The sequence below is a fragment of the Desulfosarcina ovata subsp. ovata genome (genome assembly GCF_009689005.1).
In the GTDB taxonomy this organism is placed as follows: domain Bacteria; phylum Desulfobacterota; class Desulfobacteria; order Desulfobacterales; family Desulfosarcinaceae; genus Desulfosarcina; species Desulfosarcina ovata.
Genome location: NZ_AP021879.1, coordinates 5,384,776 through 5,410,739 on the forward strand (window position 1 = coordinate 5,384,776; position 25,964 = coordinate 5,410,739).

General features: G+C 55.2%; 20 protein-coding genes. 11 read left to right on the forward strand and 9 right to left on the reverse strand.

The features are described 5' to 3' along the window. The first annotated feature begins 104 nt into the window (after positions 1-104). The 6 genes from GN112_RS23710 (at position 105) to GN112_RS23735 (ending at position 9,836) form a co-directional block, all read left to right on the forward strand. A complete protein-coding gene (locus GN112_RS23710; RefSeq protein ID WP_155312465.1) occupies positions 105-1,328 on the forward strand; it encodes an NAD(P)/FAD-dependent oxidoreductase in 1,224 nt (407 codons plus the stop codon). A gap of 11 nt (positions 1,329-1,339) precedes the next feature. After that, the gene (locus tag GN112_RS23715) at positions 1,340-1,600 is read left to right on the forward strand and encodes a sarcosine oxidase subunit delta (protein WP_155312466.1); all 261 of its coding nucleotides are present in this window, start codon (positions 1,340-1,342) and stop codon (positions 1,598-1,600) included. Beyond that, positions 1,597-4,512 carry a 2Fe-2S iron-sulfur cluster-binding protein gene (locus GN112_RS23720; RefSeq protein ID WP_155312467.1) on the forward strand — a complete coding sequence of 972 codons (2,916 nt, stop codon included), beginning with the start codon at positions 1,597-1,599 and terminating at the stop codon, positions 4,510-4,512. Before GN112_RS23715 ends, GN112_RS23720 begins: the two co-directional genes overlap by 4 nt. Positions 4,513-4,635: 123 nt before the next feature. Next, entirely contained in the window at positions 4,636-5,277 is a 642-nt protein-coding gene (locus tag GN112_RS23725) for an aminomethyltransferase family protein (protein WP_155312468.1), read from the forward strand. Positions 5,278-5,799: 522 nt separating this feature from the next. After that, positions 5,800-6,273 (forward strand): YbaK/EbsC family protein, encoded by a 474-nt coding sequence (locus tag GN112_RS23730; protein WP_155312469.1) that lies wholly within the window; start codon positions 5,800-5,802, stop codon positions 6,271-6,273. Positions 6,274-6,305: 32 nt separating this feature from the next. After that, positions 6,306-9,836: an MASE3 domain-containing protein gene (locus GN112_RS23735; protein WP_162459086.1), complete on the forward strand. Its 3,531-nt coding sequence runs from the start codon at positions 6,306-6,308 to the stop codon at positions 9,834-9,836. Here GN112_RS23735 and ahcY read toward each other — a convergent pair. Continuing rightward, complete coding sequence (gene ahcY / locus GN112_RS23740) at positions 9,811-11,244, reverse strand: adenosylhomocysteinase (protein ID WP_155312471.1); 1,434 nt, start codon at positions 11,242-11,244, stop codon at positions 9,811-9,813. The two genes, GN112_RS23735 and ahcY, sit on opposite strands and share 26 nt — an antisense overlap. 587 nt (positions 11,245-11,831) lie before the next feature. Here ahcY and GN112_RS23745 point away from each other — a divergent pair. Beyond that, positions 11,832-13,190, forward strand: a complete 1,359-nt coding sequence (locus GN112_RS23745; RefSeq protein ID WP_162459087.1) for a sigma-54 dependent transcriptional regulator — start codon at positions 11,832-11,834, stop codon at positions 13,188-13,190. Here GN112_RS23745 and GN112_RS23750 read toward each other — a convergent pair. Next, entirely contained in the window at positions 13,160-13,408 is a 249-nt protein-coding gene (locus GN112_RS23750) for an FAD-dependent oxidoreductase (protein WP_231717114.1), read from the reverse strand. The genes GN112_RS23745 and GN112_RS23750 overlap by 31 nt on opposite strands. Before the next feature lie 69 nt (positions 13,409-13,477). Continuing rightward, positions 13,478-13,783, reverse strand: a complete 306-nt coding sequence (locus GN112_RS23755; protein WP_155312473.1) for a hypothetical protein — start codon at positions 13,781-13,783, stop codon at positions 13,478-13,480. 49 nt (positions 13,784-13,832) lie between these two features. Between GN112_RS23755 and GN112_RS23760 the strand changes: the two genes are divergently transcribed. The 4 genes from GN112_RS23760 (at position 13,833) to proX (ending at position 17,677) form a co-directional block, all read left to right on the forward strand. Continuing rightward, positions 13,833-14,333, forward strand: coding sequence for a MarR family winged helix-turn-helix transcriptional regulator (locus tag GN112_RS23760; RefSeq protein WP_155312474.1), 501 nt, complete (start codon positions 13,833-13,835; stop codon positions 14,331-14,333). Positions 14,334-14,347: 14 nt separating this feature from the next. After that, positions 14,348-15,589: a glycine betaine/L-proline ABC transporter ATP-binding protein ProV gene (gene proV / locus GN112_RS23765; RefSeq protein WP_174247672.1), complete on the forward strand. Its 1,242-nt coding sequence runs from the start codon at positions 14,348-14,350 to the stop codon at positions 15,587-15,589. Between the two features lie 105 nt (positions 15,590-15,694). After that, the gene (locus GN112_RS23770) at positions 15,695-16,528 is read left to right on the forward strand and encodes an ABC transporter permease (protein WP_155312475.1); all 834 of its coding nucleotides are present in this window, start codon (positions 15,695-15,697) and stop codon (positions 16,526-16,528) included. A gap of 108 nt (positions 16,529-16,636) precedes the next feature. Then, positions 16,637-17,677, forward strand: a complete 1,041-nt coding sequence (gene proX / locus GN112_RS23775) for a glycine betaine/L-proline ABC transporter substrate-binding protein ProX (RefSeq protein ID WP_155312476.1) — start codon at positions 16,637-16,639, stop codon at positions 17,675-17,677. Positions 17,678-17,901: 224 nt separating this feature from the next. Here the strand turns inward: proX and GN112_RS23780 are convergent, their stop codons facing one another. From GN112_RS23780 to GN112_RS23805, 6 genes are all read right to left on the reverse strand, one after another. Then, positions 17,902-18,672: a type III pantothenate kinase gene (locus GN112_RS23780; RefSeq protein ID WP_155312477.1), complete on the reverse strand. Its 771-nt coding sequence runs from the start codon at positions 18,670-18,672 to the stop codon at positions 17,902-17,904. Further along, on the reverse strand, positions 18,669-19,445 hold the full coding sequence (panC, locus tag GN112_RS23785; protein WP_155312478.1) for a pantoate--beta-alanine ligase: 777 nt from the start codon (positions 19,443-19,445) through the stop codon (positions 18,669-18,671). The genes GN112_RS23780 and panC overlap by 4 nt, the downstream gene beginning before the upstream one ends. A 283-nt stretch (positions 19,446-19,728) precedes the next feature. Next, complete coding sequence (locus GN112_RS23790) at positions 19,729-22,890, reverse strand: ABC transporter substrate binding protein (protein ID WP_155312479.1); 3,162 nt, start codon at positions 22,888-22,890, stop codon at positions 19,729-19,731. Between the two features lie 308 nt (positions 22,891-23,198). Further along, on the reverse strand, positions 23,199-24,044 hold the full coding sequence (locus GN112_RS23795; protein WP_155312480.1) for a response regulator: 846 nt from the start codon (positions 24,042-24,044) through the stop codon (positions 23,199-23,201). Between the two features lie 238 nt (positions 24,045-24,282). Beyond that, positions 24,283-25,509, reverse strand: coding sequence for a hypothetical protein (locus GN112_RS34520; protein ID WP_231716912.1), 1,227 nt, complete (start codon positions 25,507-25,509; stop codon positions 24,283-24,285). A gap of 47 nt (positions 25,510-25,556) precedes the next feature. Further along, positions 25,557-25,781 (reverse strand): hypothetical protein, encoded by a 225-nt coding sequence (locus GN112_RS23805; protein ID WP_155308746.1) that lies wholly within the window; start codon positions 25,779-25,781, stop codon positions 25,557-25,559. Between the last annotated feature and the right edge of the window lie 183 nt (positions 25,782-25,964).

The following is a 25,964-nucleotide window of genomic DNA, read 5'->3' on the forward strand; positions in this document are numbered from 1 at the left end:
GACATGTTTTATTTCATTCTTGTACCATCCCCCCAAACTGGCAAGCACAAAACAGCCGCCAGTCACCATCACCCAATTTTTCATTCATGTTTGCAGGAGAGCGTATGTTCTGGAAAACCAAGCCCCTGTGGGGCAACCAACCCAGATTGAAGTCCAGCTACGATGTGGTCATCATCGGCGGCGGGCTTCACGCCCTGGCCACCGCCTATTTCCTGGCCCGGGACCATGGCATCACCGATGTGGCCATCATCGAGAAACGCTTCATCGGATTCGGCGCCGCCGGGCGCAACACGGCCATTGTCAGGGCCAACCAGCGCACCCAGTACAACGTTCCGCTCTACAAGGACGCGCTCGACCTGTGGCCGGTGCTTACCAAGGAGCTGGACTTCAACCTGATGTTCAACAACTGCGGCAACCTCAACCTGATGCACAGCGAAGCGGCCATGAAGGCGGCCCGCATGACCATTGCCACGGCCCAGTTCCATGGGGTGGAAAGCCACCTGATCGACGCCAAGGAGGCCAAGGAGCTGGTTCCGGCCCTGAACATCTCCGAAGATATCACCTTTCCCATTCACGGCGCCATGTTCCACCCGCCGGGCGGCATCGTGCGCCACGACGCCGTGGTCTGGGGGCTGGCCAAGGGGTGCGCCAAACACGGGGTGCACATCCATCAGCAGACCGAGGCCACCGCCATCCACACCGAAGGGGGCAAAGTCACCGGTGTGACCACCTCGCGTGGCCGCATCCATGCCCGCCAGGTGCTGGTCAGCGCCGGCGGGTACAGTGCCGGGCTGATCCACCAGATGCTGGGCATCAAGCTTCCCATCAGCGTGTTGACGATCCAGGCCATGGTTACCCAGCCGCTGAAGCCGATCCTGGATCATGTGGTCTCCTCCGGCGCCTACCACTGCTACGCCAACCAGACGCTCAAGGGCGAAATCGCCACCGGTGCCCACATGGACCAGTGGCCCAACTATACCACCCAGAACACGGCGCATTACATCAAGCACCAGGCCGAGTCGTTGTCGGACTGGCTGCCCTGCCTGCGGGGCGTCAAGTTCATGCGCATCTGGGGCGGCCTGGCCGACATGACCCCGGACATGGCCCCGATCATGGATGGCAACGATCCCATCGACGGTTTCTACATGGACTGCGGGTGGGGCTATTTCGGTTTCAAATCCTGCAGCGCGGTGGGCAAATACATGGCCCAGTACATGGCCAGCGGGCACTGCCCGGAAATACTCAAACCGTTCAACCTGCGCCGTTACGAAAATCATCAGCTGATGGGTGAGACTGCCGCCCTGGTTAGCTATACACCGGACAACTAAAGGAGAAGAAAATGGCTTTAACCCTCACCTGTCCCGTCTGCGGCAAACGCAACGGATACGAATTCCGCTATGGGGGAGAAGACAAGGGACCCCGTCCGGCCGAGGAAGGACTGACACCGACGGCCTGGTGCGATTATGTCCATATGAACAAATGCACCATGGGCGTCCAGAAAGAGTGGTGGTGCCACCGCGACGGATGCGGCGTCTGGTTTACCACCTGGCGGGACACCACCCGAAACATCGAGGTCGAACAGCCGGAGGCGAACGAATGAACAGGCTTAATTCATTACCCACCCTGAGAATTGATACGGCGGACAAAAGGGCTCTGACCTACCGGGGCAAAACCATCCAGGGCGTCGCCGGCGACACCGTGGCAACGGCCCTTTACGCCAGCGGCGTGCGGGTTTTCGGGCGCAGCCTGAAATATCACCGTCCCCGCGGCCTTTACAGCCTGGACGGCGAATGCAGCAACACCTGCATGGAAGTGGACGGGATTCCCAACGTGCGTACCGAGAACACGCCGCTGAAATCCGGCATGGCGGTCAAGGCCCAGAACGTGGTCGGCTCCGCCGATTTTGACTGGATGGCCTTCATGGACAAGCTGGACTGGATGATGCCGGCCGGTTTCTATTACAAGACCATGCACAAACCCGCCGCCGTCTGGCCGCTGGCCATGAAACAGATTCGCAAGGCGGCCGGCCTGGGTGTCATTTCCGCCGACTACGAGATGAAAGGCCGGTACGACGAGCGCTATCTGAAGGCTGAAGTGACCGTCATTGGCGGTGGCGCCGCCGGCATGCAGGCCGCCCTGGCTGCCGCCGAGTCCGGCCAGCGGGTGGTTCTGCTCGAGGCCCGACCGCATCTGGGCGGCTGTTTCGACTACCGGGTCACCCCGTCGGCTGACGATACGCCCCTTTACCGGCGCGCCCGCAAGCTTGCCGAAACCGTGGCCGGGACAGCCAATATCCGGGTTTTCACCCACACGGCCGTGGTCGGTTGCTACACCAATAACCTGGTTACCGCCTTTCAGGTCGGCGGCGAGGCCGACGCGTTCACCGAACGCTACATCGAGATCCGTTCGGCGAGCGTCGTGGTGGCCACCGGCTGCATCGAGCGCCCCCTGCTGTTCGACAACAACGAGCGGCCGGGTGTCATGCAGGTGGGCTGCGCCCATCGCCTGGCCCGCACCTACGGCATTTTGCCGGGCAGCGAGGCGGTCTTTGCCGTGGGCCACGACCTGGGGCTGGAGGCTGCCGCGGATCTGTTCGACCTGGGGCTCAAGGTGGCCTGCGTGGCCGACATCCGTGAAGACGGACAGGATCCCGGCCTGATGCTGGCCCTGGCCGAACGCAAAATCCCGCTGCTCAAGGGCTGGGTGGCCACCCGGGCCCACGGCGGCAAGGCGGTGGAGAAAGTGACTCTGGCCACGGTGGAAGGCACCGTCAAACGGGAATTTGCCTGCGATCTGCTGGTGGCGTCGGCCGGACTGACCCCGGCCAACGGGCCCTTTATCCTGGCCGGGGCGACCATGCGCTACGACAGCCTGACCGGCTACTTCCTGCCGACCGGCTTGCCCGAGAAGATGTTTGCCGCCGGCCGCATGACCGGTCTCAACGACTCGGCGTCTATCGAGGCCTCCGGACGACTGGCCGGCCTCAAGGCCGCCGATGCCGCCGGTGCCAACATGGACGCTGCCGTGGCCGATGCGCAGAAGGCCCTTTCCGCACTGCCCGGTCCCCAGCGCGGCTGCAAGCTGGTCACCGCCCCGGTCAAGGGCAGGAAAAGCTTCATCTGCTTTGACGAGGACACCACGGTCAAGAACATCAAGCAGGCCATTGCCATGGGGTTCGACGTGCCCGAGCTGATCAAGCGTTTTACTTCCGCCGGCACGGGGCCGGGGCAGGGCGGCATCCCGGGGCACAATCTGCCCCTGTTCGTCGCCCGGTATACGGCATCCATCAACACGCCGATTCCCACCACCCAGCGTCCGCCCTTGGTGCCGACCTTCATCGCCACCTATGCCGGCTACAACCATCACATGTTCAAACGCACGCCCATGCACCGCAGCCAGATCGAAGATGGCGGTGTCTTCCGCAATATCGGTGTTTGGCAGCGGGCCCGCTACTTCTCTTCCGATTTCGACTGCAAGGAGGAGATTCTCAATGTGAGAAACAATGTGGGCATGCTCGACGGCTCGACCCTGGGCAAGTTCCGCATCCACGGTCCCGATGCGCTCAAGGCCCTGCAGCGGGTCTATGTGTCCGACATGAGCAAGGTAAAGACTGGGCGTATCAAATATTCGGCCATGTGCAACGACGACGGCTGCGTTATCGATGACGGCGTGGTGACCCGGCTGGGGGAGAACGACTACTACTTCACCACCTCCAGCGGCCGGGCCGGGCAGACCGCCGAGTGGATCCGTTACCACACCCGCTTCGACGGCTGGGATTTCCATCTGGTCAACCTGACCGATGCCATGGGCGTGATCAACCTTTCCGGCCCCAAAGCCCGCAAGGTCCTGGAGAAAGTGGTCGACATCGATCTTTCCAACACGGGGCTGCCTTTTTCGGGGTACACGGAATGTTTCATTCAGGAGACCATCCCCGTGCGCGTCATGCGTCTGGGATTTGTCGGCGAACTCTCCTATGAGCTGCATATGCCCTCATCCTATATGAAGGCGGTCTGGGAAATGCTCAAGGCGGTCGGTGCCGCGTTCGGCATCCGCAATTTCGGTGTCGAGGCTCAGAACGTCCTGCGCATGGAAAAATGCCACATCATTCTGGGTCAGGAGTCGGAGCAGCGCACCAATCTGCTCGATGTGGGGCTCGGTTTTCTCTGGGACCGCAACAAACATGACGCCAAAACCGTCGGGGCCATGGCCCTGCGCCAGGCGGAGAAGGATCCTGATCGTCTCAAGCTGGTGGGTATCCGCATGGAAGAGGATGACCGGCCGGCCCGTGACGGCGCGCTGATCGTGGACCGCCGGGTGCGCGGCTATGTGGCCACCATGCGCAAGAGCTTTACCACCGGTCAGTCCGTGGGCATGGCCCTGGTGGAGGGGCCGCTGGCCGACATCGGTACCCGGCTGGAGATTTTTGAGGACGAGTGCAACGGGGTTCGGCGGTATGCGCGGGTGGTGAAGATGCCGTTCTATGATCCCAAGGGCGAACGCATGAAAATGTAGTCTTTCCAGAAAACGATTTTGGGGGCGTTATCGGTCGTCGGAGTATGAGTAATCCACCTTCCTTGCTCTGGCCTTCCCAAAATCGCTTTCTGAAAATCCTTAATCGGTAATGAGGTAATGACAATGTCTCAAATCAGAAGAGAATCGCCGGTGCGGTTCGGGGTAACTCCCCGCCAAAGCGAGGTGCGCGACAACTGGACCGTGGCGCTGGAATATGACGACGAAGGGCAGGGGCCCTGGATCGTGGACCTTTCCCACAAGACCCGCTGGGATCTGCAGGACAGCAATGTCGGTGATCTCACCCCTTGCGACTTGGCCGTGCCGGCGGCTCCGGGAGAATCCTTGCTGGCCGGCGGCACGCTGATCAATCGCATGAACCGTACCCAGGCGTCCATCTATCACCTGAGCGCGGCGGCACCGGCGTTGCCTGATTTCAGCGGGTACACCGACGTCGGCGAGGCGACCCTTTGCGTGGCCCTTTTCGGACCCGATGCGTTTCTGATCGCTGAAAAGCTGACCAACCTGGATCTTTTGGATCCTGCCAAAACACCGCCCTTTCTGCTGCAGGGGCCCTTCTGCCACGTTCCCTGCCAGATCGTCCCTCTGGAAAAGCGTGCCGACGGCAGTGGCGGTTTCCTGATGACCTGCAGCCGTGGTTACGGCGACAGCATGGTGGCAGCGATTTTCAAGGCCGGTGCCGAATTCGGTCTGCGGCCGGCCGGTGAAAACTGTTTTGCCGTCTGGCTGGCAGCCCTTGCCGAATAGTGCTTCCCTGCCCGGAGGAAACCTGCCCGGCCGGTTTCCTCTGCTACCGCCTTATCCAGAGCGGCGAATTCATGAAACATGTCACTCTAAGGCAACCGCATTTAACTCAGGTTTATCGGGATCGCTATCGAAATCGGAATCGACGATGTATATTGGAATCACAGGTTGACAAAAGGGCAATAGACGGTTCCCGGTTTTCCAGTTCCCTTGGCGCCGCTTACCATTGACCGCAAGTCGCTAAACATCCAGTTTGCACGCCTCCGTCCCATTTCTTTTCGATTTCGATAGCGATCCCGATTTCGATTTGGATCATAGTAACGATCCGTACGTGATCGCCCTGTAAGGCTTATCACATACCAAGGTTACATGCGGTTACCCTGCATGCCACCCTGGGAGGTTGACCGTTACCTGACGATGCTGTAGGAGAGGAGTGGGAACTGGTACGCATGATGCCCGGTCGACCTCGGTGGCCGGGCGGTTTCAACGTGCGAAATGCGAATTAACTGACAGTGCTATCCACCAATGGTTTATCAATCCGTCATTCAGATGCTCGAACAGAGCGGATTCCCCTTTGATGTCCATGTCCATGCGCCCGTCACCAGTATCGACGAGGCCCACCAAAAGGTTCCCCACCTGACCCGCAACCTGCTGAAGACCGTGGTTTTCCGCATCAAGGACGGCGACTGGATTCTGGCTGCGGTGACCGGTCGTCATCGCATTCATTACAAGAAACTGGCCGATGCCATGGCGGTCAAGCGAAAGGCCCTGCGCTCCATCGCACCGGAGCAGGTCGAGCCGGCGCTGGGTTTTGAAATCGGCGGGGTCGGGCCTTTTCCCGTTCGCGCGGACATCCGTGTGGTGTTCGACGAAAGCCTTCTGCCGTTGGGAAAGGTGTTTTGCGGCAGCGGCAGAAACACCCGCACCATCGAGATGCAGATTGCCAATCTGATTGCCCTTGCCCGGGGGGTCGTTTATCCGATCGTTAACGATGCATGAACCGCCGAAATCCTGGAAAGGGGAGGATAACCATGGAAATGAGCCTCATTCATCCGAGGCGTGTGAACGACGGCCGAGATGCGAACGGCGGTCCGAAGGATTCCCCATGGCGTATGATCTTCAATTCCATTCTCTTTGGATTGATCGCCCTGATCCTGATTCATGTGCTCAACGGTTACCACCCGCTTCTCTCTCATGTGCTCTCGGAGCTGTTTGCCATCTCCGTGGCCTGGGCCCTGTTCATGGTCGTCTGGAATGCGCGCAGCCAGATCGATAACGATGCCTTTGTTTTCCTGGGCATCGCGCTGTTGTTCATCGGTTTCATTGACCTGATGCACGCCCTGGTCTGCAAAAAGATCGGCTTTGTAGAGATTCAAGGGGAAAGCAATCCGGCCGTCCAGCTCTGGGTGGCTGCCCGGGGCCTGCAAAGTCTGACCTTTGCGGCATTCCCATTGTTGCTGGGCCGACGCCTTGACCCCCGTCCGGTAATGGCCGGATTTGCCCTGGTCACGGCCATGATCCTGCTGAGTGTGTTTTACTGGAAAGTATTCCCGCCCTGTTTCATCGACCATGTCGGGGGAACGCCCATCAAACGGCTCCTCGAAACCGTTTTCACCATCATCCTGTTGGCGGCCCTGTGGCTGCTCCATGCCCGGCGGCAATCGCTCGATCCGCAAATGCACATCTTGATGATGGGGGCCGTCGGCCTCATGGTCGCCACGGAGCTTCGCTCCCTCTTCTTTTCCAATCCGGAAAGGGGCATCAGCCTGATCAGCCACTATCTCAAGCTGTTCTCCTTTTTCCTGGTCTACCTGGCATTGGTCCGCTCCGGGCTCCAGCGGCCGTACGCGGTATTGTTCCGTAAGCTCCAGGCCTCCGTCCGAGCCGTGACGGATGCCCATATCGAGCGGACCACCATCCTGGACCACCAACCCGATCATATTATTCTGCACGATCTGGAGCAGCAGATTCTCTGGGTGAACAAAACGGTGTGTGATTTTGTCGGCCGGCCGCGGGAGGAACTGATCGGCAAACGCTGCACGGAAATCTGGAAGCAGGCCTTCGCGGTTTGCCGGCGGTGCCCCATGGGCAAAACCATCCGAACCGGCCAAATTGAAAACGTCACCACCGAGACTCCGGATGGCGTTTCGTGGAAGATCCGTTTTTGTCCGGTGTTCGATGCTGACGGCGGTATCGCCAGTGTCCTCGAGATCCGCGAGAATATTACCGAGCGTATCAAAGCGGTCGATTCTCTGAGATATTCCGAAGAGAAGTTCTCCAAGGCCTTTCACCTGAACAGCACGCTCATGAGCATCAGTTCCATTGACGATGGCATCTTCGATGAGGTTAACGAGGCGTTTTTGCGATCCACGGGACTGCTGCCGGAAGCGGTGATCGGGCGATCTTCCATTGAGATGGGAGTCATTTCCAGGCAGGATCGTGAAAAAATGCTGTCGTTACTGGATGAACTCGGACGCGTCGAGAATCTGCCCCTCGAGTTGATGCCCGGAAGCCGGAACCCGCGCCAGTGTATCTGTTCCTTTGAGATTATCACCATCCGGGGCCAGAACAAGCTGCTCGGCATGTGCCAGGATGTCACTGACATGGTGCGGATGCGGCGGGAACTTGACCAGGAACGGTCGTTGGCAGACCTTATCGAATCGCAACGGACCCTTCAGACCATTCTCGATGGTATTCCGGATATCATTGGTTTGCAAAAGACCGATCATTCCATCATCGCCTTTAACAAGGCCGGTTATGCGGCACTGGGCAAGGCGCCGGCCGAGGTCCACGGGAAGAAGTGTTTCGAACTGTTCGGCCACCGTCAGCCCTGCGACCACTGTGCGACCGTACGGGCGCTCGAATCGGGAAAAATCGAGACCTTTGAACGCTTCGAACCGACGTTGAACCGCTGGTACAAGATCAATACCATTCCGATCAAGGATTCGGCGGGCAAGATTTCCATGCTCGTCGAGCAGATTCGCGAGATTACTGCCGACCGGAATCGTGAAGTCGAACTCAGGCGGCTTGGTTCGGCGATTCAGCAGGTCGCCGAAGAGGTGGTCATCACCGATGTGGCCGGCATCATCGAATACGTCAATCCGGCCTTCGAACAGATCACCGGATACGGTCAGGAAGAAGCCATCGGCAAGAATCCGCGTATTTTAAAGAGCGGTCAGCATGACGAGGAGTTTTACAATGCGCTGTGGGGTACCATCTCATCCGGGAAAACCTGGCACGGACGGATGATCAATCGGAAAAAAGACGGATCCGTGTACCACGAGGAGGCATCGATTTCGCCGGTATTCGATAAGGGCGGGAAGATCGTCAATTACGTGGCCGTCAAACGTGACATCACCGAGCAGCTGGATCTTGAAGCGCATCTTCGCCAGGCCCAGAAGATGGAAGCCATCGGGACCCTGGCCGGTGGCATCGCCCACGATTTCAACAATATTCTTTTTCCCATGATGGGATTCGCCGAGATACTTCGGGAGGACCTTCCCGAAACGAGTCCCCTCCAGGAGCATGTCGACGAAATCCTCAAGGCCTCCACAAGGGCCAGGGATCTGGTTCAGCAGATTCTCGCGTTCAGCCGTCAGGCCAAGCAGGAGAAGAAGGCGATCCGAATTCAAACCATTGTCAAGGAGGCCATCAAGCTCTGCCGGGCGTCACTGCCCAGCACCATCACCTTTGACGTAAAGGTGGACAACGAGTGCCCGGCGGTGGTGGCCGATCCCACACAGATTCATCAGGTTGCCATGAATCTGATCACCAACGCCTTCCATGCCATGGAAGAGACCGGGGGGACACTCGCGGTCGCCGTCCGGAAGGTCCGGCGGGATGCTGCTGAAAACGGTGCCGAAACGCTGCCCGCCGGAACCTATGTCTGCCTGTCGGTCGCCGATACCGGCTGCGGGATCGACCCGGCCATTCGCGACAAGATATTCATGCCCTACTTTACCACCAAGGGGCAGAACAAGGGGACGGGAATGGGGCTTGCCGTGGTCCTGGGGATTGTCCAGAGCCATGGTGGGGATGTCCATCTGAGCAGCGTGCCCGGCGAAGGCACGCAAATCCGTGCCTGTTTCCCTTGTGAGGCCCGGGAGGCGACGGAAGACACGGGCCGCCGTCAGGCGCCGCTTCCCCGGGGCGATGAACGCATCTTGCTGGTGGATGACGAGCCCGCCATCACCAGAATGCTGCGCCAGCGGTTGGAACGAATCGGCTACACGGTCAGCGAACGGACCAGCAGCGTAGAGGCCCTGCAGGTATTTCGTGCCCGCCCGGACGCATTCGATCTGGTGATTTCGGATCTGACCATGCCCGGCATGACCGGCACCCGACTGGCCGCGGAAATTAAAAAGCGTCGTCCGAACACGCCGGTTATCCTGTGTACGGGTTACAGCGAGCGGTTCAACCAGAGCAACTTGTCCGCCATGGGGATCGAGGGGTTTGTGCTCAAGCCGGTGGTGATCCATGACCTGGCCAACGAAATCAGGCGCGTGCTGGACCGCCCACCGGCCGTGTTGCGGCAGGTCAATAGCGGTAATGCTCCGGTTTGAACGGACCCTGGGGCGGGACATTGATGTAAGCGGCCTGCTTGTCGCTCAAGCGGGTGAGGGTGCCGCCCAGTTTCTCCACATGCAACCGGGCCACTTCTTCGTCCAGTTCCTTGGCCAGACGGCGTACACCAACGGCTTGCGGGTGTTGCCACAGATCGATTTGCGCCAGTACCTGGTTGGTGAAGGAGTTGGACATCACAAAACTGGGATGGCCGGTGGCGCAGCCCAGGTTCACCAGACGGCCCTCGGCCAGCATGTAAATGGCGTGGCCGTCGGCAAACCGGTATTTGTCGACCTGGGGTTTGATGTTGATTTTTTCGACCCCGGGAATCGCTTCCAGGGCGTCCACCTGGATTTCGTTGTCGAAGTGGCCGATGTTGCAGACAATGGCCTGATCGCGCATGCTCTGCATGTGTTCGGCCGTAATCACGTCGCAGTTGCCCGTGGCGGTGACGAAGATGTCTCCCTGGGCCAGGGCCTGTTCCATGGTGACCACCGGATAGCCGGCCATATAGGCCTGCAGGGCACAGATGGGATCGACCTCGGTGACCATCACCCGGGCCCGGTGGGCGGCAAAGGCATCGGCGCAGCCTTTGCCCACATCGCCGTATCCGCAAACCACGGCGGTTTTGCCGGCCACCATAACATCGGTGGCCCGTTTGATGCCGTCCACCAGGGATTCCCGGCAACCATAGATGTTGTCGAATTTGCTTTTGGTGACCGAGTCGTTGACGTTGATGGCCGGGAAGAGCAGGTCGCCCTTCTCATCCATCTGCTGCAGGCGGTGAACGCCGGTGGTGGTCTCCTCGGAAACCCCCTTGCAATCCTTGACGACCCGGTGCCAGAAGTCCTTGTCCTCGGCCAGTATCGCTTTCAGGGTCTGGTTGATGATCCGCAGTTCCTTGTTGTCGGTGGGCTCGTCCAGGATGGCGGGATTTTCTTCGGCCTGGTAGCCGCGGTGGACCATCAGGGTGGCATCCCCTCCGTCGTCCACGATCAGCTGTGGCCCCTGGTTGCCCGGCCAGGTGAGGGCCTTGCGGGTGCATTCCCAGTATTCGACCAGGGTTTCCCCCTTCCAGGCGAAAACCGGGACGCCGGCCGCGGCAATGGCGGCGGCGGCGTGGTCCTGGGTGGAGAAGATGTTGCACGACGCCCAGCGCACCTCGGCGCCCAGCTCGCGCAGGGTTTCGATGAGCACTGCCGTCTGGATGGTCATGTGCAGGCTGCCGCTGATGCGGGCACCTGCCAGGGGTTTGGAGGGTCCATATTTCTCGCGCAGGGCGATCAGGCCGGGCATCTCTTTTTCGGCGATCTCCATCTCACGGCGTCCGAAATCGGCCAGGTTGATGTCTTTGACATGGTATTCGAGCTTCGCGTCTGTGGTTGGTTTTGTTTCTGCCAGTTGCATAAATCGTTGTGTCCTTACCGTTAATTAATGGTTGACACGGATAGCCTCATTTCTGCTCATGGCCGGTACTACCCCTGAAATCCGCGACGTAATCGTCGTCATGGATTTCCGGCCGATGCCGACGAACGCTTTTGGGGCTGACCGTTGCAGGCTGTCCGCAGGAAACCGTAATGACCTACAACATGTGTGCCATTTTCTTAAATATATGGATAACCAATTGGAAAAATGTATAAATATAAGTGTGTTCGAAAAGGCATGAAAGCCGAATGAGATGCCGCTTGACGCATGCATGTAAAAAAAATACACATGCTTATCGGGGATACCATGAGATCGTAAAATAAATGCACAACATTGATGGGGACTTTGAGTTTTTATAACCGATGAAAACAAATTAATTTTTCAGGATGTTGTTGAAAATCGATGTGCTATGGGAATCCCGGAACACACTTCCATGGGTATTCATAACTTTTCATTGACTGTATAACTAATACACAGTATGAAGTAAAGCTTCAATGTCCGCGTTTGTTTTCTTTATATCGGTTCAGGTGCGCCACTCCATTCAAACAACGTTTATTTCAAACCTAACAATGAAAAAAAAAGTCAATATTTTGGTCATCGAACATGGGGTTGAACTGATCCGTCAATTGAACCGCATCTGTTCACAAAAAAAATTCACCATCATGGCCTCCCGAACCATCGAAGCCGGGTTTGAGCGCTTCGAAGACCATGCCATCGATATTATGATCCTTACGGGCTCGGTGGCCCGGCTGGGCCGTATTCGGGGCATGGAATTCCTGGATATCATTTCGGAAAAAAGTGCGGCGACCCAGATATTGTTTCTGGCGTCGTCAAAGGACATGTCCCTGGTTTTCTCGGCGCTTAAACGGGGATCCTATCAGTATGCCAAACTGCCCATTGCCGATGGGGAGCTGGAAATGCTGATCCAGGCCGCCCTGCTGCACCAGCCCCAGTACACGCCCAACCTGCTGCTGAAATCCGAGGCCCGCAAGACCACCTTCGAAAAGATGGTTGGCGGGTCGGCCAAGATGATCGAGCTTTACCGGCAGATCCGCCAGGCCGCCAACACCAACATGCCGGTTTTGCTGACCGGCGAAACCGGTACCGGAAAGGATCTGGTGGCGCGGGCCATTCATCAGCAGAGCAAGCGGAGCAGAAAGGCTTTTTTGCCCATCCATTTGGGCGCCCTGCCCCCCGAACTGGTGGCCGGTGAACTGTTTGGCTATGAAAAGGGGGCCTTTACCGGGGCCACCCAGAGCCATCGGGGCATGTTTGAAAAAGCCGAGGGGGGGACCATTTTTCTGGATGAGATCGGTACCATCGATGAAAAAGTGCAGATCAGCCTGTTGAGGCTCCTGGAAACCCGCAAGCTGGAGCGCATTGGCGGGACGCGAACCATCTCCGCCAATGTCCGCATTGTCACCGCGACCAACGAGAACCTTTCCGAGGCGGTGGAGCAGGGGCGTTTCAGGGAGGATCTTTTTTTTCGTTTGGATATTTTCCAGATTGCCCTGCCCCCCCTTCGCGAACGCGGCGGGGATATCGCCCTTCTGGTAAACTCTTTTCTCAAACAGTTCAGTGACGACTACCAGCGTGACATTGTGGGTATTTCTCCGGAATGTATCTCGGTCTTCGAGGCTTACGACTGGCCGGGAAATGTGCGCGAGATTAAAAATGTGGTCCATCGTGCAGTGCTCAACTGCACCGGGGGAATTCTGCTTCCCGAACACCTGCCCGAACGGCTTCAGGAGAGTCGCAAACAGCCGCAGAAAATAAGCCTGCCTGTCGGATGTACCCTGAAAGAGGCCGAACGGGAGATTATCCTGCGGACACTCAACTGGACGGGCAACAATCGTCAGCGCACCGCTTCGATTCTCGGGATCAGCCGGCGGTCACTCTATAACAAGCTGACCCGGTATGAGCTGTAGCCATTGCCCGTCCGGAAACGGCCCATTTCTCCTCTGACCTTTTCAGCACCTTCGTAAAACCATTTTTTGGCCTGACAGCCGCTGAGTGCGCAGGTCCCGCCCGGTCGTGGGCTTTGCTCCACCAGGCCGATACGGATGCCGTTATCGTTCAGCTGGTATGCTGCCGTCTGCCCGGCGGTTCCGGAGCCGATAATCAGCACGTCGTATGACTTGGACATGTTTCCCCCTTTTGATGCCAGCCGATGGGTTTTTGGAATTGATCGGATACCAATATAGCATACGGACGGTCATTTTGGCGATCGCCCTGAGCGGTTCGCCAGGGTAACCGCATTTAGAGCCCGGATTAGAAAAATCCGGTCGCAGGCATGGCCAGCTCCTACAAAAAACGGTGTCGAACCAAACGATTGGCACGCGTAGGAGCGGGCCATGCCCGCGAAAAAACAAAAATCAATCCAAATGCGGTCACCCTGAGAGGTTCGCGCCACGGCGTTGACATTATCCTGTTGATGGGTTACAAAGGGATCAAAAATACTTTGAGCACTAAATAAAATTTGCCGATTAAAAACAGCCGGATCCGATACTTTGTTACCCATACGCCCTGATCTGCTTGTCTATTGTCCGCTGTATGTTCGGGGAGGAAATATGGAAATAGACTATGCTGACAATATTTTAGTTTCATTACGAAGGATTATTCGATCGATCGACCAGCACAACAAGCAACTCGACAGACGATACGAACTCACCGTACCGCAGGTGGTTTGTCTTCGAAAACTGCTCTCGGACGGGGAATTGTCGCCGGGGCAACTGGCCAAGGCGATCTATTTGAGCCAGGCTACCGTCACGGGCATCATCGATCGGCTGGAAGCCAAAGGGCTGGTCACGCGTGAGCGCAGTACGGTGGACCGTCGCAAGATATTGGTGCGCCTCACCGATCGCGGCACGCGGACGGCCAATGATGTTCCCTGGCCGCTGCAGGAAGGCTTCTCCGAGAAATTGAATGCACTGGACGAGGCTGAAAAAAAGCAGATTGATGCCACATTGAAGCAGTTGGTGGAGATGATGGAAACACCGGCCCTGGCGTATTGGGTGTTTGGCAACGACACGACCGCCGCGGAGCCATGTATGATTCACCCGACGGAATGAATGGAGAGAACAAGATGGAAGCAGAGGATAAAATTGTCATACGAAATCTTTATAAAATTTTCGGACCAGCCCCGAAGAAGGTCATGGATCTTCTGGCCCAGGGCAAAGAGAAAACGGAAATTTTCGAGAAGACCGGTATGACGGTCGGCGTCAATAACGCCAATTTTGAGATCAAGGCCGGAGAGATCTTCGTGGTCATGGGACTTTCCGGATCGGGAAAGTCGACCATTGTGCGCATGCTCAATCGGTTGATCGAGCCCACCGCCGGGAAGGTCATTGTCGATGGCAAGGACGTAATCAAAATGTCCCATGACGAGCTGGTCAAGTTCCGGCTGCACAACATGAGCATGGTTTTCCAATCTTTTGCGCTGATGCCCCACCTCACTGTTTTGGAAAACGCCGCTTTCGGTCTGGAACTCGCCGGTGTTGAGCCGGACAAACGGCGCGAACGGGCCATGGAAGCCCTGGCCCAGGTCGGGCTGGAGGGGTGGGAAGACTCCTACCCGAAGCAATTGAGCGGGGGCATGCAGCAGCGCGTCGGCCTGGCCCGCGGCCTGGCCGTGGATCCGGATATATTACTGATGGACGAGGCCTTTTCAGCGCTGGATCCATTGATCCGCACCGAAATGCAGGACGAACTGCTCAAGTTGCAGGAACAGGACAAGCGGACCATTGTGTTTATTTCCCACGATCTTGACGAAGCCCTGCGAATCGGTGATCGCATCGCCATCATGGAGGGGGGCCGGGTGGTCCAGGTGGGAACCCCCGAAGAGATCCTGCAGAATCCGGCCGATGATTATGTGCGGGCCTTCTTTCGGGGTGTGGATCCCACCAATGTCATCTCCGCCGGCGATATCGTCAGGGATACGCATCCGACGATCATCAAAACCAAAGTCGGCAGCCTGCGCGCCGCCCAGGAACTGCTTAGCAGCAGTGAGCATGACCATGCCTACGTGCTCGACGCCAAGCGACATTTTCTCGGGGTGATATCATCGGATTCCCTGCGCCAGGCCATTTCCGACAATGCCAAGGATAATCCCATCGATCTGGCCTTCATCGAAGTCGCCAAAGCGTTGCAGGCGACGGACTCCATGCAGGATATTCTTCCCGAAGTGGCTTCCCGGAGCTGGCCCGTTCCGGTGATCGATGAGAATAATCGGTATAAAGGGGTGGTTTCCAAAAACCGTTTTTTAAAAACATTGCACCGGACGGAAGAACAGTTTGAGGATTTTGAAGAGACGGTGAACGCCGCCTGAACGATCAACCCCGCATCGGGGATCAATTGCCTGCCCGCTTACCGCCATCGATTCGCGCCAGGATGCGATCGATTGCCGGAAGGTCAGGTTTTAATGGAGTAAACCATGTTTGAAGATAAAGTAATACCCCTGGATATCTGGGTGTCCCAGTTTGTCGAGTGGCTGGTGGAAAACTACCGCGATGTCTTTCAGGCCATCAAGTGGCCCATCGAACAAACCCTGAATGGATTCGACACGGGGCTCAACGCATTGCCGGCGGTTGTGGTTATTCTGCTCATCGGCGTTGCTGCCTGGCGGTTCTCCGGTGTCCTGCTGGCGATTTTTTCCGTTATCACCATGGTATTGATCGGTTTGCTGGGGCTGTGGCCGGATTCCATGACGACCCTGGCCATGGTGCTTTCATCGGTTGTCTTTTGTACGGTTGTCGGCGTTCCACTGGGCATCATCGCCGGGCGCAGCGATCGTTTCGAGGCGATTATGCGGCCGATTCTGGACGCCATGCAGACCACACCGGCCTTCGTCTATCTGGTTCCCATCGTGATGCTTTTCTCAGTCGGCAACGTCGCCGGCGTCCTGGCCACGATCATTTTTGCCGTGCCCCCGATTATCCGCCTGACCAGCCTGGGCATCCGCCAGGTCCATCCGGAACTGGTCGAGGCGGCACAGGCCTTCGGCGCCACCGACTGGCAGGTGCTGCGAAAAGTCCAGGTGCCCCTGGCCATGCCCACCATCCTGGCCGGCCTTAACCAGACCATCATGATGGCGCTGTCCATGGTCGTGATTGCCGCCCTGATCGGCGCCGGCGGTCTGGGGTCTCCGGTGATTCTCGGCCTCAATACCCTGGATATCGGCCGGGCGGTGATCGGCGGTCTGGGGATTGTGCTGATGGCCATCGTTCTCGACCGGATCACCCAATCCATGGCCAAAACAAAAGGATAGTCTTCTTACAGGAAGGGAAAACGGGCGCTTGGACAACCTGCGGCAGCCTGCCCACCGGTTTGTCTGTGTTCCGCTATTTTTATCAATAAAAGAGATGAGGAGGAGTACATGAATCGTTTTCTGAAAGTACTGACGGTTTTTACGGTTGCCCTGGCCCTGGCTGTGATGGCGCCGCCCGCGTTTGCCAAAAACATGAAACCGGGCAAGGGGGTCACGGTGAGGCCGGCCCGCGCCACCTGGAATAGCGGCTTTTTCCAGGAAGCGTTGGTCCGACGCGGGCTGGAGGAGCTGGGCTATAGCGCCAAGACACCCAAGGATCTGGCGAACCCCATTTTTTACAAGAGCGTTGCCCTGGGCGATGTGGATTACTGGACCAACGGTTGGTTCCCGAACCATAACAGCCAGCTTCCCAAAAACTTTTACGAAAAAGCCGACAAGTTCGGCTATGTGGCCAAGGCCGGTGGACTTCAGGGATACCTGGTTTCCAAAAGAGATGTCGACAAGTTCAATATCAAATCCCTGGATGATTTCAAACGCCCCGAAGTGATGAAAGCCTTTGATTCCAATGGCGACGGCAAGGCCGACCTGACCGCCTGCCCGCCCGGATGGGGTTGCGAGAACGTGATTGCCCACCACATGAAGGTGTATGGGCTGGACGATTATATCAATCCGGTCAAAGCCTCCTACGAGGCCGGCATGGCCGCCGCCCTGGGGAATTACAAAAGCGGGAAACCCGTTTTCTTCTATACCTGGGCCCCCAACTGGACCATTTTCAAGCTGAAACCGGGCACGGATGTGATGTGGATCAACGTTCCCGAAATCATTCCCAAGGAATCCCAGGCACCCGCTGTGGATCGCATGACGGCCTCGGGCATCGAGGGGGCGGTCACCGATCCGGTCAAGCTCGGTTTTGTCGTTTCCGACATCCGGATCGTGGCCAACAAGAAATTCATTGCCAAGAACCCGGCCGCCCAGAAGTTTTTCGAGGTCTTTACCCTGCCGCTGAACGATATCAACGAACAGAACACCCGTATGAACGATGGTGAGAAGTCCCAGAAAGATATCGAAAAGCATGTGGACGAGTGGATTGCCAAGAACACGGAGAAGTGGAACGGTTGGCTGGAGGCCGCCCGTTCTGCTGCAAAATAGTTCCTAAAAAACTCCCCGGCATAAAAAACTCCCCGGCAAAACCGGGGAGTTTTTCTTTCTGCATGATTTGCCTGCACTTTTAGAGCCTGTTTGAGAAGTCTGGATCAGGCCCGATAACAAGGCGGAAAGGGGCTCAAAAGCGGAGCATATATGTAATATGTGAGCATTTTGAGACACTTTCCAACGCTGTTAGCGGGCTTTAGCCGGATTTATCAAACGGGCTCTTAGGCATTCATCATCAGGGCCAGATAAAGCCCTTCAAGGGCCAGTTCCGGACGGACGACATCCAGCAGCCCCGGCGTTGCAAACAAGCCGGAGAACTCACCGGTGCCGATCACCAGGGGCTGGCGTCCCTGAAACGCTTCGGTACGCATGCGGTCGATGATTTCCCGGGCCATGCCGATCTGCCCGTAATAAAGTCCGGACTGCATGCTTTCGGCCGTGGAGCGCCCCACCACATGGTCCACGGGAATGATTTCCACGCTGGCCAACTGGGCGGCGTGACTGACCAAGGCCGCCAAAGAGATGCGTATCCCGGGTAGGATCACGCCGCCGTGGTAGGTCTTGTCCGCACCGATGGCACAGAATGTGGTGGCAGTCCCGAAGCTGGCCACAACCAGATCCTGCTGCGGATGGTGGTGCACGGCCGCCATGGCATTGGCAATACGGTCGGCGCCCACCTCCCGGGGGTTGCGGTAGCGGATTTTCAATCCCGTCCGTACCCCGGATCGGATGACAAACGGATCCGTGGAAAAATACTTCCGGCAGGCGCTGTTCAGTGAGTAAGTGGCCTCGGGAAGCACTGAGCAGATGGCGATCTGCCGGATGGCGCTTGGATCGATGGCATTGGAATGCAGCACCCCCAACAGAAAAAGGCCGAATTCATCCACCGAGATGCGCGGGCGCGAACTCCGGCGAAAGTCAAGCTTCAGCGACGGACCGTCAAATACTCCGCCGGTCATGTTGGTGTTGCCGATATTCAAGCACAGAATCATCGATCCTCCGTTTTCGGTGCCGGCAAGTTGTCGATCAACCGGACCCCGCCGCAGTGAATTGCCGCGCAACGACGCCCCCTGAAATCCTCCACGTAGTCCACTTCGAAACCGTCCGTTTTCAGAAGGCGGGCCACTTCGGCCGCCGATGCATCGGTGGACAGCAGATGAGGAAAACGGGCCGCTTTTTTGCGATGGTCGCTGGTGAGGCGCCGGTTTCGGGAACTTAAGGCCAGGTCGTCGGTTTCGCGAACAGTGGGGCAGGCCACGACGCTGACGGGCATGAAAAAGGCATCCACCATGCCTTTAACCAGCTGAAGCTGCTGCCAGTCCTTTTCACCGAAATAGGCTCGCCGGGGCTGAGCGAGATTGAAGAGCTTCATGACCACGCTGAGGACACCGTCAAAGTGTCCCGGGCGATGGGCGCCGCATAGGAGGCAGCTCTCCCGGTCCTCGGATACCCGGTAACGGTAATCGTCGGGGTAGAGATCGCCGTATTGGGGCATGAAAATCGCGTCCACGCCTTCGGCTTCGCAGATTGCCCGATCTTCTTCAAACGTCACCGGGTAGGTGGCCAGGTCGTTGGGATCGTTGAACTGGGTGGGATTGACGAAGATGCTGACGACGCAGATGTCGTTCTCCCGCCGGCATCGGGCGATCAAGGACCGGTGGCCGTCGTGCAGGGCCCCCATGGTGGGTACGATCCCGACGCTCTTGTCATGGGCAATGGATTTTCGCCAGTTTTGCAACGCATTGATGGTGTCGAGAATTTTCATTGATCGGCTTCCTTTGCATGAATATGGCATATATTGAGGAAAAATGGTTCTGGAGGGTGCTTCCGGTGCCGGTTGCAGGGAAAAATGTTGCCGGGCATAAAGGAGTGATGCTGCTGAGGTACCTGTCCCATGGATCAAGTCCTTCCGTTAATTTGTTCGTTGCCTGGTCATTGACGGCAGGCGGTGTTTCGGCCGGTCGCCTTCCGAAATGCGGATGGGCGCCAATAATAGTAACACTACAAACATAAACGGAAGTAACTGTCAACGCTCCTGTAACGGTTACCTATGGCAGTCGGGTTTTTTTGCCGGTGTTTTGTGCTGGTCCAACATCTGCCGGACGGTGGTTGCCAGGTTGTGCCGGATTTAGGCGATTTCTGTCAAAGAATATACCCGCATCTTTGTCCAGCGCCTCACGCACCTTGGCGCCAAGCTGTTCCTTCGAGAACGGTTTTTGGATGAAATTCACGCCTTCATCCAAAACGCCGTGATGGGCAATGACGTTGGCGGTGTAGCCGGACATGAACAGGCACTTAAGATGTGAATGCATGGACATAAGGCTCTTGGCAAGATCTCTTCCATTCATTCCGGGCATGACCACATCGGTCACGAGCAGGTGGATCTCTCCGTCATACTCACGGAACAGGCGAATGGCTTCGCTTGGTGTTTTTGCCGCTACCACCGTGTATTCCATTCTTTCAAGCATTTTTGTCGTCATTTCAAGAATCGCCGGTTCGTCCTCCACCAGCAGGATCGTCTCGTGGCCGCTTTCGGCCGGCGGTTCCATTTTTTTCCCCGGCAAGCCGGTCGCCTCTGTCCTATGCCGCGGGAGGTATATTTTGAACGCCGTTCCCTGGTTCGGTTCGCTGTACACATTTACAAAGCCGTTGTTTTGTTTGACGATTCCGTACACTGTGGCCAAGCCAAGACCTGTTCCTTTGCCGGAGTCTTTGGTCGTGAAAAACGGTTCGAAGATATTCCCCAGGGTTTCTGAGTCCATGCCGCAGCCGTTGTCACTGACGGCCAGAAGCACGTATTCACCAGGCAAGAATCCATAGTGATGGGCGCAGTAAGCCTCGTCGAATTCAACGTTGCCTGTTTCGATGGTGACTTTGCCCACATCCGCGATGGCGTCCCGGGCATTGACGCAAAGGTTGGCCATAATCTGATCGATCTGGCCAGGATCCATCATCACCGGCCAAACCGCTTCGCCCGGCAACCATGCCAGATCGATGTCCTCGCCGATGAAGCGATGCAGCATACCGGTCATGCCCGCCACAGTTTCGTTAATATCGAGTACCTTGGGAGAGACAGTTTGTTTCCTGGCAAAAGCCAGCAGTTGACGGGTGATGTCGGCGGAACGCCGGGCGGCGTTCATGATTTCCTGCAGAGCACCATGCAGTTGAAGGGCGGGGTCCGTTTTCTCCAGAGCCAGTTCACCATATCCGAGAATCACACCCAGCATGTTGTTGAAATCGTGGGCCACGCCGCCGGCCAGACGTCCGACGGACTCCATTTTCTGGGCCTGCTGGAGTTGGCTTCTGAGATTGATTTTCTCCTCTTCGGCCTTTTTACGGTCAGTAATGTCCCGGGCGATACCCAATACACCGATCAGTTCGCCTTGGTCATCGAACATCGGCGTTTTTATGGTTTCCAAAAGTGCACGATAACCATTATCGGCAAAAGTGACCCACTCCTCATTACTGGAGGGCTTGCCGGCGGCAACGGCCATGCGGTCATGTTTTTGGAAGAAGTCCGCCAAACCTTTTTCCACAAAGTCATAGTCGGTCTTGCCGATAATATTCTCTTCCTTTGCGTTGTATAAACGTTCAAACTTCGCATTGCAGACCAAGAAAACGCCATTCGGGTCTTTCAACCAGACCAGATCGGGGATGGTTTGCAACAGGGCACGTTGAAAGCCTTCACTCTTCCTCAGAGATTGTTCCATTCGCTTTCGTTCCGTGATATCCGTCGCAAAACCGCAGTTGTACTCCTTGCCGTCAAAAACCACGAAATTGGCACGAACTTCCACCGGATACACACGGCCGTCTTTTGCACGATGCAAAGTCTCTAATGTGACGGCCCCCTTCTCCCGCAAATCTCGCCAATGCTCGGCAAAAACATCGAGCGGAAAGGCAGGGCCGATATCCGATACCAATAACTTCAACAGTTCCTCGCGTGAATACCCCAGAGTCCGGCAGGCAGCATCGTTCACATAAAAAAAGTGGCCATCCTCGGTCGTCCAGAAGGCCTGGTCAGTTGCTTTGTCAATGGCATACTGGGTAAACCGCAATTCGTTTGCCTTTTTCCTTAATGTGGCCCTTGCCTGGAGCAGTCGAACAATGAAGAAAGCAAGCAGCGAGACTGCAACCGCAAGTATGATGAGAATCGCGGTGATCGTGATGGCAAAATTACGGTGTGTGGTGAAGACCGATGCAGGTTTATTGATGATTATGCTTCCCTCCGGAAGTTTGGATGCGGGGATGTCGAAGCGTTCCATTTGTTGATAATCAAACATCGGAACGGCTGTCCCGGATTCCTCAATCGGTATCGAGCCGCCATCTTCTCCGGCAAGAATACGAAGCCCTATAATAGCCGCCCTTCTGCCCTGTTCGCGGCCGCTGAGAAGATATCCGCCTACAATGCCATCACCGAACCTGTTTTCATGCACCCCATAAACCGGTACTTTCGCGGCAGATACGATCATGCGGGTGCTATCTTTCGTGGAAAGCGTCTTCCCCTCACTGTCTGTTGCGTAACTATTCAGCAATACGATTGAATTGCGAGGAAGCGCGGCAACCGTTGCCCGTGCTTCCTCGAATGTACATTCCGGAAGAAAGCGGATCTTCACCCTGTCGTCATACACGGGCATAACCGCTTTCAGCGCCCTTTGAGCGGAAATGCCGCTGACCGTCATGTCACTGATGGCCAGTACCTCTCTTGTATCCGGGTGGAGCCTGAGAGCCGTATCGATGGTATCTTTGATATTTTGAGTTTCGAGAATACCGGTAATGCCTTTGCGTCCCTTGGCCGCGTATTTATTGAAATCGGCGATGCCCGCAAAAACGACCGGAATGTCCGGGAAAAGCGCTGCATGATAGGTGGTGAGCATCTCTACGGCCGCGTCATCCAGGGCGATGATCAAGTCGATCTTTTTCCCGTGATATTTGTCAACCAGAATATTCTTCATGCGAACCAGATTGCTCTTTTCCGGATAGCGTTTTGCATCAAGATACTCGATCAGGATATTTGCTGAAGGAAGCGCATCTCCCAGTTGTTTGATGACACCGGCTTCTTCTCCGTCCGACCATGAAAAACCCGGATGGTAAGAGTTCAAGAGCAGGACATGTTTAAGGGAGTGGCTTTCGGCAACGACGGATGTCACAGGGGTGGCAAATAGCACAAACACAGTTACGATGATTCTGATCAACCCAATCGGAATATTCATGTGGCCATTGCTCCTCAGTCAGAACAAAAAGGATCGACAGGATGTTGTGGGTTCCGCATTGACGCCTTTTTAACATCCTTGTTACTCTGATTATACCTGCTCCCGCTTTGGTATCAAGTTCCAGTTCATCATGGTCGGCTTTTTTGAGCCTGGTGGCTATCGTTTTCAAGATAATATTTGGGGTAAGGCCAGCGGAAGGACGGCCCCCGGCAACCTGGAATCGATCTGACCATTTTATTTCTGGTCGGCGGAATGTTCGTCCAAGTGGATAAATCGTCGAGGGGGAAGGCGGTGGGTAACCGGAGTGCCTATCGTGAGAGCGATGCTTTTAGATTGATTTTTTTATTTTGAATACCGAGTTTTTTTCGGATGTTTCCTCGGTGAAAGGTTACGCCGCGGACAGTGATTCCAAGCAAACTGGCGATCTCCTTACTTGTGCGACCCTGGCGGATCAGATCAACAACACGGCATTCCATTGGGGTCAGGTTGATTGAATCGGAGAGGCTGTTTTCCGATGGTCTGGCGATTTCCTGCAAAGTTGTCGTCAGTGCGTCCAATAAATTGTTCAATTCCTTATTGGGCCATCGCATTCTGATTGTATCGAAATGGGGAATGACGCGATCATTCAGGTTTTTAGCAACGTTACGGATCGCCTCATTTTTTTCGTTTTCACGATATTCCATAAGGGTTTTTAGCGTCGCATCCATTTTTTCCAGCTTATTCGCGTGGTTTTGCGCCTCACTTTCGAGATTTTTGTAAGATTCTTTTCGTTTTCGTTCAACCTCTATCTTGAAAAAGGCCATTTCGATAACGGATTTTATTTCACTGGCACGATAAGGCTTGATTACATAGCCAAAGGGTTCCGTCTTTTTTGCTTTTTGTAAAAGGGTGTCATCGGAAAACGCGGTTAAATAGATTACGGGTATGTCAAAACGGTTTCTTAACACTTCGGCTGTGTTCACCCCATCCAATTCACCTTCAAGCTTGATATCCATTAATGCCAGGTCAATCTCGGTTTTCGATGCCAGTTCTACCGCTTTTTCCCCGGACCCCACATTGCCTGCAACGTTATATCCCAATTCCAAAAGGGTCTCTTTGAGATCTTCAGCAAGGATTCTTTCATCCTCGACAATCAATATCTTCAAGTCCTTCATCGTTAACCCCAGTGTTTAATCTTTTCTGACAACGCGATAAGAAATTTGTGTCTGTGCTTAGGATCGGAAATTTTATTAATTAAACGAAATTGCTTGTTCTTGCGCCCGTCTTCCGCGTTGCATCAACGTCCACATACTCCCGGTATGCAACCCTTGATGCGCCTTGAAGACGAACACAAGCCCGGCGCAATTACGGTCAATTAATTTCGATCTGTGCGGACGAAGATATCTTAAATGGTCAAGCAGCTAAGCTAAATTTTACTTCCTTATTGCTGAACCAATTGTGATACTCATCGTTGATTTTCAAAGTTGTGATGATAGCCAGATTGAGAGAGCCTTTCTTCGCCCAACTCATTCCATTCTTCTTTTGGCGATTTGAAACGACGAGGTCGTTCATCTTTTCACCCACATTACTCGAGTTCCGAAGATTTAACCGTTTGCGCATATCATAGTTGGGAATCGAGGATTTATTCCGACCCAAATAGTCAATGAGCTTTTGAATATGATTCTCATCCTTGATTTCGGATGCCGGGATGTTTTCAAGATATGATATGGCCTTGTTTGTAAGGCCGTGCCACAACAACGGCATAACCGCGCGAAGCGTTTCATTTCTCAACTTTCTGCCTTTCATCCCCATGCTCAATTCTTCTTTGAACTTCTTGCATAGATGAAACCAATCAAGAACAATCTGCATATTATTGTACCAACCAAATTGCTTGACGATGGCAGCATTTAGCGCCTTATGGCCGTCGGTAAAAATCTGAAGACGTTTGCCGAATAGAAAATTTGACAAAAGAAACGCGATTAGCAACCACAAGCATGATTTGGTGCCATCAGCTGCCAATACGTATTTTGGGCCTCCATGTTCAATGTGGCATACGGTATCATGTACATATTTTCGCGTATGCTCAGTGATTTTTGGGCTTTCTCGTGTACCCTTCTGCCTTTTGGGGGTTACGTCGTCTATGCTTATGTTGACCGTTTGACTGGGTTCTTCGTAAATGACGGGATTATTCAACAGTTCAATCGGATTATAGTCGAAAGATCCTTTAGAAAGGGCCTTGTGAACTTCATCCATGGGAATTGATATCGGTTCTCCGCCCCTGGGAATATCTGGGTTGATACAACATCCGTCAGCGCTGAAGTTGCCATGATTCAAATCATCGGCCTTTTGCTTTAAATGGTCGATCAATTCCCGACCTTCTTTCTGGGTCTGATCATGCAATGTGCGATGTGGCGTACCGCCTTCTATTTGGTGCCGTATGAAGTTGAGCCATTTTGATGTTTTCCGGAAGGATCCTTCCGTATTACCCATAATCATGGCCCGTTCCTTAAAGCCCGTGGTCAAATAAAACTGATTCGTTCCTAATGGGGCAAATATCGATTGACTACTGTCAAACCGAACGCCATTTTCATCAAATGCGAAGTGGGTTTCAAACGCAAAACGCCCCACGGCGCCATCCACCAGATATGGGCTTTCATTTACCTCAATTTGATTAGCCCCACTGAAAGTCAGGACTTTTTTTTAGACACCTTTTCCATGTGTCGTGCTATGGCGGCTCTTATTGCAGGGTATGCCGTATTTAAAATTGCTATTTCGCAGTCGTCTATATTTTCACCGGCATCAGCGTTTACAGTGTATTGATAACATCCATCTTCCAGTTCAATGGGCTTATCGTCCGTTTCCTCATCACATTCAACCAGGTTCACCATGACTTCGATTTTGTATTTGCTCATTGGTAGCCTCCGTCTCGGGGTTTGAGATAGTGATCTACCAAAACATCGCATTTATCTTTAATGATGTCCAGTCAATTCCGAACCTATTTTCATATCTTAATTTTTGGTTAGCCCTTTGTGCAATATCCATCCTGGGCATGGTCCGCACAGCTCGATTAATTTCATCCCCGATCCTTAGTGGCA